Source organism: Xanthomonas arboricola, from assembly GCF_002940665.1.
GTDB classification, from domain to species: Bacteria; Pseudomonadota; Gammaproteobacteria; order Xanthomonadales; family Xanthomonadaceae; genus Xanthomonas; species Xanthomonas arboricola_B.
The window spans coordinates 1,181,320-1,193,600 of record NZ_MIGY01000001.1 but is presented as its reverse complement, the minus strand read 5'-3'; the positions used below and the strand labels follow the sequence as shown (position 1 = coordinate 1,193,600).

The following is a 12,281-nucleotide window of genomic DNA, read 5'->3' as shown; positions in this document are numbered from 1 at the left end:
AGGGATGCCTCAGAGGTGAGGGAAGAACTGCTCGCCGCCGACGGGAAGCAAATCCAGCTGGCGGTCGCCTAGCGATTCGCGGTAGGCCTGCAGCGCTTGGGCGCGCTGATACGCCGGTGTTGGTGGAAGCTCGCTGTGTGATGTGGGCACCCCGCTGGGGCTGGCAATCCCAGTCAACTCCGAATGGCCTGTGTAGGTCGCACCACACATCGGGTTCTCGCACACGTAAGAGTCATGCCGGAGGAACTTGTGTGCGAGGACGCTGGTGCGCTTGATGAGACGTGCACTGCACGCTTCGCAGCGAAACACGATTTTTTTCCGACCAAACATGCTCACCCCCTTGAGCTCTTAGCGGTTGGGATTTCTGTGGCACTATTGGGTGGTGCCTTGAGGCCTAGGGCGATCGCCGCCTTGTGAGACTCGCCATATTTGCCTTGAGAACGGCCACGGAGCAGGTCATGCACGATCGACCGATCCACGCCGTTCTGCCTGGCGAATGCCGAGACCGTGATGCCATTTGCTTCGAGCCACTGCCGCGCCTGTTCCGGGCTGCGGGGCGTGAACTGCTGCATTTGACTCTTCCGGGGCATGTGGTGGTTCCGTCTACTTTTGGGAATTTTGTGGACTTAACTTAACATTGTCAAGTAAGGAAATGCCTGTAATGACGGTAGGGAAACGCCTGAAGGAAGAGCGCAAGCGACTTGGCCTGACGCAGGACGAGATGGCTGTGCAACTTGGCCTCACGCGCTACGCGCAACTGAACTTCGAGAAAGACATCAATCTGCCCGGCGGAGCTTATCTACTGGCCGCGCTAGACCGTGGCGTTGATGTCATGTACGTGCTGTCTGGACATCGGGCGCAGTTGGACCCTGCTGATAGGCTCCTGCTGTCTGCGTTCAAAGATGCAGCACCGGCTGCTCGCAACGCTGTGCTTGCGGCATTGGGCTTGGTAAGCGATGCCTCGTCTTCCAATACAGGGGCTGGCCCAGTCCTGTCGTTCGACAACAGCGACGTGGGCCAAGCGGTTTCGACGACAGCGATCGTCGATCAAAGCCACATACAAATCAATGTTGGCGGGCGCAAAAAAAAGAAGTCCTGATCGAGTTACAGATAGGACAGCTGGTCCTCGCAAAAGAGTGCGTTATCGGCAACCAGCGGCAGACGTTTAATGATTGATTTCGCTAAGCAAAGCGGCTGTCATAAAAAAGCCGGCGGAAGGCCGCCGGCTGATCAGCAATCATCCAGTTAGAGAACCTACTGCGCTGCTCTGGGGGCAGATGCGCACTGACGTACTTGTTCGTAGGCCACGGTGGGAATGACCACGTCGAATTGACTGGAGGTCGGGACGAGCGTCGAGGGCTCCGAAGAGCGCAGTAGAAATGCGTCACCGCCTCCCTCTTTTCGGAACCAGCCAGTGTGCATTCCCGGCAGGCTGGTGCCGAACTTGCGTAGGGGGAAGCGAATGGATGTTGCATCCAATGCTTCGTCCAAGCGCAGGGCGCTCAACGGCACGATCACCCTCTCCGTCCCAACGCGCAGTGTAAGGCTGTCGTCACCGACAGTAACTTGAGCGCTACGTGCCTGCCAGATGAAGAATGACGCAGCTCCAATATTGACTAGGAGAACCGCCGCCAAAGCAGCCTTTTTTGATGGAGTTGGCGCTTTGCCGGCATAGAGCATATATGCCACGAGCCCCATGACAAGCACGAACGGACCGAAGATCGCAAGATATGTCTTGCCATCGGCCAAGTGCAGTGGGATATCGCAATTCATGTTTAATTTCTCCTATGCTGCAATCGTGCGCATGCCATATTCATAAACAGCATCGACGATAGTGGGAAATGCGTGTTCCTCATATGAAATCAGGCCCACTTGCTGCATGGCGCGCAGGAACGCCGCCACTTCGTTTCGGATGACCAACTTCGCGTGCTCCGAATACAACGCAGGAGCGCCCAGCATTGCAGCAGCGCGCTGCGCAACGCTGCAACTTTCGCAGATCTCAGGATCTAAGCGACTCATCTGCCCTGTGAACGCTGACATTTCAGCCACTTGATCCATCGGTCTCTGGCCAGTTACCGACACGCTGTTGACAAATGTAATAGCAGTGAACAGGACGGCTACGGCGTGCACACCCACTGCCGCCTCTACCGCTGCCACAGCTAGCGCGAACGCCCCAACAACTGCCTGACCCGGTGCTACACGCACTAACTCGGCAATGTTACCGATCGCGGCCAGGTCAGCCGTCGACGGCGAAGCGTTGCCGGTTGAAACGAACTTCTGGACGATTTCGCCCGTCAGTGGTGAATCTGGGGCCAGCCCCAAGGATTCCTTGATGATCCCAAGGTTCGTAGACAGGACCTTGGCCATCTGTTGGGTAAGCGCATCCGGCTTTGGCCTATCCAGCGCTCCGGAAACATGAAGATAGCTGAGCAGCGATGCATAGTCCTTTTCGTGGACTGCGCTCTGGACTTCTGGTGCTGAAAGCGCAACGAGCAGGGATAGGGTTGGTGCGTCAAGCGCTCGGGCATCGTACCCTACCGTGGACAAAAATTTCTGTGGGTTCGAGTTGAACACCTCGCGCTGCGCCGGGTCTGAGAACATTTGAACAACGGAGGCGGACAAGCGCGACCAGCGGTCCCATCCTTCTGCTGGCATGCCTCCCCGCGACAGCGGAAGCAGCATCTTGGTAACCGTGGCATTGGCGGTGCCACCGGTTAGGCTTGCGGGCTCGCCAAACACCCTTGCTGTGCCTTCGATCGCTGCCGCGCCCACGGGAGCAGCAGCAGCGGCACCGGCTACAAGACTTGACTGAATGAACTTCCGTCGCTTCACCGTCCACACTCCTTTTGTTCGACAAGTTGATCGATAGCTGAGGTGAGCGCGTAGCGGCTCATCACCTCTGGAACGAATTGCTCGTAAGTAGCAGCAATTCGCTCGCGAATCTCGGGGTTCTTGTGCAGCACGGCACAGTCCTGGCAGATATGTACAGAATCGGACAGCAATTCATCAGCGCGCTCATCGCCCATAACCTTGCGCACGATTTCCCCCGGGCCGTCCATGCGCAGCCAGTATTTGAGGAAGTCATCACGCTGTAGTAGATATGTGTCGGAAACACCCTCATGCATTGTTCCCAACTTCATTTCGGGAATGTGCTCCAACGTCAGCCCACAGCACGCCGAGACCTCGCCGTACGGCGTGACGACAATGTTGCTGTGAATCTGTTCGCATGGTGTGGCACGTCGTCCCGTTGTAAGCGCGTGGTCTCGCTCCTCGCCAGTGGCCTTGAACGACATCCAACTATTGGATTGGACAATCACTCCCCTTGATCGGAGGGTCGTCAAGGTTGGGTCTTTCATAAGCGCTGCCAGTTTTGCGCTGTCGGCGGTGTCAGCTTCGACCGTCACCAAAGTAAGTACACCAGCATTAAATGCCGCCTCCACTGCGTTGACGACTGATTCCTGTGGAACCCACTCTTGGTGGTCCTTGCCGGTGCTGATGTTTAACTCGCACAAGCCTGCGCCGGCTAACTTGTCAGCCAAGCGCTTGGCCGTGGTCTTCGTTTTTCCCCAAGAGCCATTGGAGACGATACGCGTGACCAAACCCAGAGAGGTAGCCTCGGCGATGACGGCAATCAGGTCATCTTTGAGCAAGGTCGCTTCGCCGCCCGTGAACACCACGACACGCAGCGACTTAAAGCGATTCTTTACATCGTGAAGTGCCCGAATCATCTCGTCACGACTAAGTCGTCCTTTGACCTTGGGGCTGCTTTCAAAACAGCACTGCGTGCAGGCTGCAGTGCATCGGTACGTGGTGATGAAAGTAAGGGTTTTCGGCAACAACGTTGTGCACAGGTCCATCTGGATTCTCCGTTTTTTTCCCGGTCGGGCTGTCCGCATAGCTCTTTTCATTAGCTGCGCAGGTTCAGTCGATCGACTCCGACACGAAAAGATAATTGACCAGGAGCCCTATTTTCAGCAGATTTTAGAGTTTCTGGTGCGCTGTTCTTATTGCGATCTGCTTGTCATTCTCCTAGTCGCACGACGTCGATGACCAAGGCTAAACGTCCTTCGTCTAGCTGACCATCAGAGAATTCCTACATGTGCTGGGGGATAGGTCGCTGTGAAAGGGAACGGGACCGTAAGAAAATTTATCTGTAGAAGTAGCGATGCTAGTATGGATGCCGCACGTTGATATACACGAAGGTTCAAGGTGTGCTCTCCAACACAAGCGAAGTAGTGAAACCGCTTGAGCCGTTGATGGCGTGGGTGGTCTTTGCAATCAGCCAGCGCTGCCTATCAATCTCCGGCCTGAAGCCGCTCACCGTGACGATATGCTCTGGGAACAGATCCGCTCGCCCGATCGCCAGCGTGTAGTCGAACTTCGCCACGCCACGCTTCACCCGCTCCAGCTCCGCGTGCGCGTGCTGGCGTGCAGTTGCCTCATCGGCATACGACTCGCGCAGGCGCTTGGCGTTGTCGTCTGTGCCAACCAGCACCGACTGCCGCCGCGCCTTGCCCTTGTCCACCCAGTACGCGCGCACGCCGGTGTAGGCATCGCGGTCGGCTACGGAGTAGCGGTGTTGATCGCCATCACGCCGCGTCAGGGTGACAGTCGGCAGCGGTTTGCCGGTCGCCGTGGTGCCGGCGCCGATCGGAGCAAACACCAATGCACCTGCCTTCACTGTGGCGACCGCATCGAAGCGCTGCCCCAGGCGAGTGAGCAGATTCATGTCGCTCTCGTTGGCCTGGTCGAGATGCGGCAACTTGGTGCGCGCCAGTACCTCGGCCACGCGCGGGGTCAGTCCATGCTCGCCGGCGAGCGTGTTGAGCACTGCACCCAGCGTGGTGTTGTGCCAGCTGCGCTCTCGTCGTGTGCGCATGTCGGCAGTCAGATCTGCGCTGCGCGCGCGCACGGTGATGATGTCAGGTGCGCCGCTGTACTCCACCTCGTCCACGATGAAGGTGCCTTTGTCGACCAGGCCGGTGGCTTTCCAGCCCAGTGCAACCGCTAGGCGCACTCCGCGTTTGGGCAGCGCCATCTTGCCGTCGTGGTCGTGGATGCGCAGATCCAGTTGATCGGCTTCGCCGCCACGGCATTCGGTGAGGGTGAGATCGAGCAGACGCGGTGCGATGCGCTCGGTGAGGTCGGTGCCATCCAGCACGACGCGCCACTGCGGAATCGGGTAGTTCATGCGGCGGTCGCCTCCGGCGCAACGTCGTCTGCACGGCGCAGGCTCAGTTGGAACTCGACCCGGCGTGGCGTGCCATCCGGGAAGAACAGCGAGGCCGTCTCATTGACCGACAGCAGCACATACGGCCCGTAGACCAAGCCTGTCCCATCCACCAGCGGCAACGGCTCGCCGGCGGCAGCTAGCGTGCGCAACGTGTCCAGCGAGGTCCGCGTGCCCGTCAGGTCCGGCGCGATCAGACCCGACAGCTCGATGGTCTCATCGCCTGGGCCCAGGAACTGGCTGGCCGCTCGCGCACCGACGCGCTCGCTGGTGGGGTGGCGCCAACTCATTTGCCGCTGCAGCTGCAGATAGGCGGCGCTATCGAGGGCAAACACAAACGTGCCGTAGGACATCATCATCGGGGTGGATCCTCAGTCGTCGCGTAGGCTGGAACGGCGGGTGGCCACTGCGCGCCGTTCGCGCTCTTCGATCTGGCGTGCGACTTCGCGCGCCAGTGCGGTTGAATCCATGCCGGGTGCGGCATGGACGTGGATGACGTAGCTGTTACCGCCTGCAGGCGCGCTGGCGGCGCTGGGCGCGCGGGCAGGGGCCGACAGCGGTGCCCGGCTGTCTATCGCCGCCACGGGCGGTGTGGCCGTCGCCAAGGCCAGGCCGGCGCCCACCGCACGCATCCGGTTGCCAAGTGCCATGACGGCCTGCACAGGGGCGCCCTGGCCGCGCTGCAGGCCCACGGTCAGGCCTTGCATGGTGAAGTCGCCCAACTGGGCGAACACGCGCGAGGGGCTGTGGATGCCCAGCAAGCCCTTGAAGCGGTCGACCACGCCGGTGCCGACGCTGGCGATCGCATTACTGGCGGCGCCGAGCTTGGAGCGGATGCCTTGAACAAGGCCGTTGATCATGTCCGCACCAGCCTGCAGCATCCTGGCCGGCCAGTTGGCCATCTGCAGGTTGATGCCGGCCCACAGCTGCAGCAGCCCCTGGCGGATGCGATCGCCGTTGCCGGTGAACACGCCCACGATCAGCGACCACGTGCCCTGGACGGTTTGCCACACGCCGCCGAGGATCTGCTTGATCACCGGCAGCACGGACGGGAACGGCTGGAGCAAGCCGCTGATCATGTCCGCGCCGGTCTGCAGCATCCTGGCCGGCCAGTCCGCCAACTGCAGGTTGATGCCGGCCCACAGCTGCAGCAGTCCCTGGCGGATGCGATCGCCATTGCCTGTGAACACGCCCACGATCGGCGACCAGGCGCCCTGGACCGTTTGCCATACGTCGCCGAGGATTTGCTTGATCACCGGAAGTACAGAGGCGAATGGCTTGATCAAGCCGCTGGTCATGTCGGCGCCGGCCTGCAGCATCCTGGCTGGCCAGTTGGCCAGCTGCAGGTTGATGCCGTTCCACAGCTGCAGCAGCCCTCGGCGGATGCGATCGCCGTTGCCGGTGAACCCGCCCACGATCAGCGACCAAGCGCCCTGGACCGTTTGCCAGACGCCGCCGAGGATCTGCTTGATCACCGGAAGTACAGAGGCGAACGGCTTGATCAATCCGCTGGTCATGTCGGCGCCGGCCTGCAGCATCCTGGCCGGCCAGTTGGCCAGCTGCAGGTTGATGCCGGCCCACAGCTGCAGCAGCCCCTGGCGGATGCGATCACCGTTACCGGTGAACACGCCTACGATCAGCGACCAGGTGCCCTGGACCGCTTGCCAGACCCCGCCGAGGATCTGCTTGACCACCGGCAGCACGAACACAAAGGCCTGCACCAGCCAGCCGATCGCCTTGACCGCCAGCTGCAGCTGGGTGACCAGCACCGCGCCCAGGATCTGCCCGAACCCGCGACCGGCCTGAGTTGCACCGTGCAACTGCGCGGTCGTGGCCTCGAACGGCATCAGCAGCTGCTTGACCCACGTCCAGGCCTGGCCCATCGCTGCTGCCACGGTGTCCCACACCGGCGCCAGGGGCGCGAGTGCCGCCTGCAGCTCGGCCAGCACCGGTGCGGCCACATCGACGATGCCTTGCCACACCCCGATGGCGAACGCCTTGATCGGCCCCCAGTACTTCCACACCAGCAGCGCCACCGCAGCGACGGCGGCGCCGATTGCCACCACCGGCAGGCTGACCCCGCCGAGCAGCGGCAGCAGCAGGCGCGCGCCATTGGCGAGCATGGGCAGCACGCGGCCGCCGAACGCCAGCCCCTGACGCACCAGCGCACCAAAGCCGCCACCACCCGACAGCAGCGCCACGGCGCTGTGGATCTGCGAAAACGCCATCGCGGCCACCCCACCGGTCACCAGCAAGCCGCCTAGGATCGTGACCAGCGCGGCGCCGGCGATCGCCGTCTTGGCGATCGCACCCACCAGCACCGGATTGGCGCGGATCCACGTCGTGACCTGGCCGACCACCGCAGCCGTGCGCTCGGTCAGTGCCTTGAACTGTGGCAGCAGCGCCTGGCCGATCGATTGCGACACCACCACGGCGGTGTTCTTCAGCAGCTGCAGCGAGTTGGCCGAGGTGGCCACCCGCGATGCGTACTCGGCCGACATCGAGCCGCCATAGCGCTGCGCGTCGGCGACCTTGGCGAAGTTGCCCTGCAGCAGCTCCAGATTGGTCAGCAGTGGCGCGATCGCGCCGATCGACTCGCGGCCAAACAGCTGCGTCATCGTTGCGGCCTGCTCGGCTTTGGGCAGTGCGCGCAACTTCTGCAGCACCGACAAGATTGCCCCGCCTGCGTCCTTCTGCATGACCTTGGCCATGGTCGTGGCCTTGATGCCCAGCTTGTCGAAGGCCTCGCGCTGGCTCTTTGTGGCCGACTCACCCGAGGCCAGGGTGAGCAGCATGTTCTTGATGCCGGTGGCCGAGACTTCCGACTCGATGCCCATACCGGCGACGGTGGCGCCCAACGCTGCCAGTGGCCCGCTCTGCAGGCCGGCGACCTCGCCCAGGGCACCAATGCGGTTCACCACCGCGCTGATCTTGTTGACGCTGGCCGGGCCGGTGTTGCCGAGGTAGTTGATCTTGTCGGCCAACACGACGACCTCGTCCTGGCCCATCCGGAAAGCGGTGCGCCAGGTGGCCATGGTTTGGCCGGCTTCCTCGGCGCTGCTGTCGAAAGCCACGCCCATCTTGGCCGCGTCCTCGGCGAAGCGGACCAACTCCTGGCGCGGGATGGCGGCCTGGCCGGCGGCCGCCACGATCTTGGCAATCTCGGCCGGCAGCATCGGCAAACGCATCGAGAGGTTCTCGACATCGCGGCCCATCTGCAGGAACTGCTGCGGCGTCTTGAAGTCCACGACCTTGCGCACGTCAGCCATGGCCGATTCAAACTCCATCGCATCGCTAATCGGCAGCACCGAGGCGCCCAGTGCGCGCTGGCCGGCGAAGGCCATGCCGGCGCCATAGGCGCTCGCCTGCAGGCCAGCGCTCTGGATCCGGGCGGTGCGACGCTGTGCGGCGTCGATCGCCACCAGCCGCTGCTGCTGGGCGCGCATGGCGGCGCTGGTGCTGTCGATCTCGCTGCGCAAACGGCGCTCATGCGTGACCAGCTCGCGGGTGCTGATTCCGGCCGTCTCCAGACGACCACGCAGGCGCTGCAGGCCGGCTTCCTGCGCGCCGTGTGCGGTCTTGAGTTCGCGTGCGGTACGAACGGCGCGCTCAAACTCGGCATTCATGGCAGCGGTGGGCGTGCCGGTGGCCTTGATCTGTTGGGCAAGCGTGCGCACCGATTGGCGCTGCGCATCGAGCGCGGCCTTGGCGCGCTGTGCCAACGCCACCTGTTCGCGATATGCGCCGATGTCGCGGTGCTGGCTGTTGAGTTGACGCAGCGCGTCGCGCTGATTGCGCAGTGCGGTGGCAACGCCACGGCTGCCATTGAGCACGCGGCGGAACGGGCCGGTGGCGCGGTCGACGGCGGCCAGGATGACCTGCAGGCGCAGATTGTCAGAGGCCGCCATTTAGGCGGCCTCGTTCGTTGGGTGGGGCATCATTCGGCTCCGCTTCGCAGGCGGGCACGCTCGCGCCACGCCGTGAGTTCGTGCAGCGACCAGCCGTCCATTTCAGACGGCGGCCAATGGAAAATGGCCGCGATGTCGGCCATCGCATCCTCTACGCAGTCGGGAAATCCGCTTCCCTCTGGGCCTTCGGCAAGAAAAAAACCTGTACCTCCTGGCCTACCGCCAGCAGGTCGGCCGGATCCATCGCATTGACGTCGGCGGTGGTCAACGTGGGCGAGGAAATGCGCGGCAGCAGTGTTGCAAGCGCGGTGACATCCAGCTGTAGCACGTCGGTGAGCTTGAGGCCGCGCAGTTCGCCTGCGCCGGGCTTGCGCACCTTGAGGTCGGTGATGGTCTGCTCGCCGCGCGCGATGGGCTGGTCGAGGGGAATGGCTGGGGAAAAGGTCGGTGTCATCGGAAGGTCTCAGGGCTGAGGCCTGGCGGCGCCAGGCCGGAAGGGTCAGGCGCCGATGGCACGGCGATGCGGGGCAAGCAGATCCACGCCGTTGACGATCTCGATCATGTTCATCAGATCGATCTCAATCACCGTGGAGCCATTGATCATCAGCTTGTAATAGCTGGCGGAGGTCTTGACGGAGAACTCGGTGTCGTCGCCGGACTTACCGGTACCGGGATCAATCTCTTTGTGACGGCCGCGCACCACAAATTCCACGGCATCCACCGCGCCGCTGTCGTCGCGCTGGTAGGCGCCGGCAAAGCGCAGCTGCACGGCGTTGTGCGTGGTGGCGCCGTACTGATTCAGCACGCTGCGCATCATGCCGCCGCACTTCCATTCGAGCTCGATCTTCTCCTGGCCGAAGTCGATGTCGACCGGGCCGTTCATACCGCCGCCGCGATATTCCTCCATCTTTCGGGACAGCGTGGGCAGCTTCACTTCGACCACCTGGCCGAGATAGCTCTCACCGTTGTTGAACAGGTTGAGCGCTTTGAGTTTCTTGGGCAAAGCCATGGGTTTCTCCGGGAATCTAAGGCGGGTGCGTTACGCGTTGACGCGTTCGGCGAAGTCGGCCAGGTAGCTAGTGGTGATCTTCTGGTACAGCTGCAGGTTCTCCAGCGGGGGCACCGGCGTGTAGTCGTAGTCGATGCGCAGCGCGCCATCGGCGAGCGTGGTAGCGCTGTTGACGGTGCCGTCGAACCAGGCGGTGGCATCGATCAGGTAGCCGGATGCCTTCAGGTCGCGGAACTTGGCGTTGATCGTCTCGATGACGTCTTTGACAATCGAGGGATGCATCGGCTTGTCGACGTAGAACGCCACGCCCTCGGCGATGGTGTCGGCCAGCACCTGCGCGGTGCGCGTGGCCGTCTCGAAGGCGAACATGTTGTCCTCCGCGCACGTGCGTGACCCCCAGAAGCGTTGCCCGTTGAAGTTGACCAACGTGGTGATGTCGCCCTCGTTAAGCAAACCAGCATCGGTAGCCGGATCCTGCAGATCCCAATGCACATCCTTGGAGATGCCGGTGACGCCGGCCACAGGCACATTGGATAGGCTCTTATGCCAGCCCTGTTCGGTGTCGATCTTCGCGCGCAGGCCGAGCGCACGTGCAGTGGCATAGGCCGCTGTCGTGGTGCTGGTGGCGGTGTCGAAGGCCAGGAAGTCCGGCCAGATCAACATCAACTCACGATCGCCGAACTGCCCTCGGTAGGTGATGGCATCGGCCACGGTTTCGGCGACCGGCCGCACATAGGCCATTGCCCGCAGCTTCTTGGCGATGGTCGCCAGCGCCTTGGCGACCGGCAGTGTGTCCAGACCAGGCGCCCCCAAGATGCGCGGGCGCACGCCCAGCTGCGCTTGTGCTGCGAGCAGTGCATACAGGCCGGTGTAGCCGCTGGACTCTGCCTTGCCGATGACGTTGGACGAGGTCTTCTCCGCGTCTTCGCCTTCGGCCACGCGCACCACGACTGTTACCGGGTTGGTCTGGTCAGCGATGCCCTGCAGGGTGTCGCGCAAGGTGCCCTTGGTGCCGGCACTGGCGATGGCACCCAGCACGTCGGTGACCAGCACGGCCTTGTTGAGCGGAAAGATCTTCTCGTCCGCATCGGACGCCGTAGCGACCAGGCCGACGATCGCGGTGGAGACAGTGCGGATGACGCGCGTACCTGCGCTGACTTCGATGACGCGAACGCCGTGGTGGTAGGTAGTAGACATAGGTTCCTCGATCAGGAAGAGCGGAAGCGGAGCGGGATGGTCATGCGCGAGCGCGCATTGGCGGGAGCAACGTCGGTGCGTTCGCCATCGATGGTCAGCACGAAGCTGCCAGGCACATCGCCGATGACCAGGTCGACGCGAGTCAGGCGCAGGCGCGGCTCCCAGCGCATCAATGCGGTGGCGGTGGCGCCGTAGAGCAGCGTGCGGGTGGCACCGTTGAACGGCTGGTCGATGAGCTCCGGCAGTAGCGAGCCGAAGTCTCGGCGCTGCTCACGCGTTCCGATGGGCGTGGTGAGGATGCAGGCGATCGATTGGGCCAGGTGCTGCTCGCCCTCGATCACACGGCCGGTGGTGGCATCGACGCCGATCACCGCGGGCCACCGCTGAGCGCGCTGCCGGCGGTCACACCGGTGGTCTTGTGGTTCTTGAGACTGATCCCGCCGCCAATGACATCGGCGGTCGCAGTCGCGGTACCGGTGATGGTGGCATCACCGTTGAGCATCGTCTTGCCGTTGACGGTCAGCGGGCCATTGAGCGTGATACCGCCATCGGCGGTAATGGAGGCGGTGCCGCCGCTGGGTAGCGTGGCCTGCAGCGCATGCGCGTCGGTGTCGTAATGGATCTGCGCGCCATCGGCAAAGCCCAGCACGTGGAGCGTGTCGGATGCTGCAGGCGCTGCGAATTGGTCGGAGTACAAGCCCCGTAGCACTACGCCATCGGCCAGGTCGCCAGCGGGCGACAGCACTACGACTTGTTCGCCGATCGTCGGCGCCGACCAGATGATCGTGCTACCCGCCAGTGTGACCACCCAGGGCAGATAGTCGGTCAGCATCTCCCCGACCTGCACGCGGCATCGCGCGGTGGCGAGATTCACCTCGGCAACGGTGCCGAGGCGAATGGCGTTACTCAATGCGGAGGATGCGTTGCCCATGCAGTC

The 12,281-nt window shown here is 62.7% G+C and carries 15 protein-coding genes; 1 reads left to right on the top strand and 14 read right to left on the bottom strand.

Going from position 1 to position 12,281, the window contains the following annotated elements; translation table 11 throughout:
- Positions 1-9: 9 nt before the first annotated feature.
- Both XarjCFBP7645_RS05210 and XarjCFBP7645_RS05205 read right to left on the bottom strand, forming a co-directional pair.
- On the bottom strand, positions 10-330 hold the full coding sequence (locus XarjCFBP7645_RS05210; protein WP_039408425.1) for an ogr/Delta-like zinc finger family protein: 321 nt from the start codon (positions 328-330) through the stop codon (positions 10-12).
- 2 nt (positions 331-332) lie between these two features.
- A complete protein-coding gene (locus XarjCFBP7645_RS05205) occupies positions 333-572 on the bottom strand; it encodes a DNA-binding protein (RefSeq protein WP_223571140.1) in 240 nt (79 codons plus the stop codon).
- 89 nt (positions 573-661) lie between these two features.
- Here XarjCFBP7645_RS05205 and XarjCFBP7645_RS05200 point away from each other — a divergent pair, with 89 nt between their 5' ends.
- A complete protein-coding gene (locus tag XarjCFBP7645_RS05200) occupies positions 662-1,099 on the top strand; it encodes a helix-turn-helix domain-containing protein (protein WP_039408420.1) in 438 nt (145 codons plus the stop codon).
- 155 nt (positions 1,100-1,254) lie between these two features.
- On the opposite strand, the gene XarjCFBP7645_RS05195 is transcribed toward XarjCFBP7645_RS05200, so the two are convergent.
- The 12 genes from XarjCFBP7645_RS05195 to XarjCFBP7645_RS05135 form a co-directional block, all read right to left on the bottom strand.
- Entirely contained in the window at positions 1,255-1,773 is a 519-nt protein-coding gene (locus XarjCFBP7645_RS05195) for a hypothetical protein (protein WP_104536449.1), read from the bottom strand.
- A 12-nt stretch (positions 1,774-1,785) separates the two neighbouring features.
- On the bottom strand, positions 1,786-2,832 hold the full coding sequence (locus tag XarjCFBP7645_RS05190) for a hypothetical protein (protein WP_139052483.1): 1,047 nt from the start codon (positions 2,830-2,832) through the stop codon (positions 1,786-1,788).
- Positions 2,829-3,857, bottom strand: coding sequence for a radical SAM protein (locus XarjCFBP7645_RS05185; RefSeq protein ID WP_039408406.1), 1,029 nt, complete (start codon positions 3,855-3,857; stop codon positions 2,829-2,831). The genes XarjCFBP7645_RS05190 and XarjCFBP7645_RS05185 overlap by 4 nt, the downstream gene beginning before the upstream one ends.
- A 347-nt stretch (positions 3,858-4,204) precedes the next feature.
- The gene (locus tag XarjCFBP7645_RS05180) at positions 4,205-5,191 is read right to left on the bottom strand and encodes a phage late control D family protein (RefSeq protein ID WP_039408404.1); all 987 of its coding nucleotides are present in this window, start codon (positions 5,189-5,191) and stop codon (positions 4,205-4,207) included.
- Positions 5,188-5,589, bottom strand: a complete 402-nt coding sequence (locus tag XarjCFBP7645_RS05175; protein WP_016905066.1) for a phage tail protein — start codon at positions 5,587-5,589, stop codon at positions 5,188-5,190. The genes XarjCFBP7645_RS05180 and XarjCFBP7645_RS05175 overlap by 4 nt, the downstream gene beginning before the upstream one ends.
- A 12-nt stretch (positions 5,590-5,601) precedes the next feature.
- Positions 5,602-9,138, bottom strand: a complete 3,537-nt coding sequence (locus tag XarjCFBP7645_RS05165) for a phage tail tape measure protein (protein ID WP_230608589.1) — start codon at positions 9,136-9,138, stop codon at positions 5,602-5,604.
- A gap of 29 nt (positions 9,139-9,167) precedes the next feature.
- Positions 9,168-9,281 (bottom strand): GpE family phage tail protein, encoded by a 114-nt coding sequence (locus tag XarjCFBP7645_RS05160; protein ID WP_005922203.1) that lies wholly within the window; start codon positions 9,279-9,281, stop codon positions 9,168-9,170.
- 8 nt (positions 9,282-9,289) lie between these two features.
- A complete protein-coding gene (locus XarjCFBP7645_RS05155) occupies positions 9,290-9,592 on the bottom strand; it encodes a phage tail assembly protein (RefSeq protein ID WP_023904844.1) in 303 nt (100 codons plus the stop codon).
- A gap of 45 nt (positions 9,593-9,637) precedes the next feature.
- Positions 9,638-10,147, bottom strand: coding sequence for a phage major tail tube protein (locus tag XarjCFBP7645_RS05150; protein ID WP_006450505.1), 510 nt, complete (start codon positions 10,145-10,147; stop codon positions 9,638-9,640).
- Between the two features lie 30 nt (positions 10,148-10,177).
- Positions 10,178-11,344: a phage tail sheath protein gene (locus XarjCFBP7645_RS05145; RefSeq protein ID WP_047129476.1), complete on the bottom strand. Its 1,167-nt coding sequence runs from the start codon at positions 11,342-11,344 to the stop codon at positions 10,178-10,180.
- An 11-nt stretch (positions 11,345-11,355) separates the two neighbouring features.
- Complete coding sequence (locus XarjCFBP7645_RS05140) at positions 11,356-11,715, bottom strand: GPW/gp25 family protein (protein ID WP_047129475.1); 360 nt, start codon at positions 11,713-11,715, stop codon at positions 11,356-11,358.
- Complete coding sequence (locus XarjCFBP7645_RS05135; RefSeq protein ID WP_047129474.1) at positions 11,712-12,275, bottom strand: phage baseplate assembly protein V; 564 nt, start codon at positions 12,273-12,275, stop codon at positions 11,712-11,714. The genes XarjCFBP7645_RS05140 and XarjCFBP7645_RS05135 overlap by 4 nt, the downstream gene beginning before the upstream one ends.
- Positions 12,276-12,281: the final 6 nt, after the last annotated feature.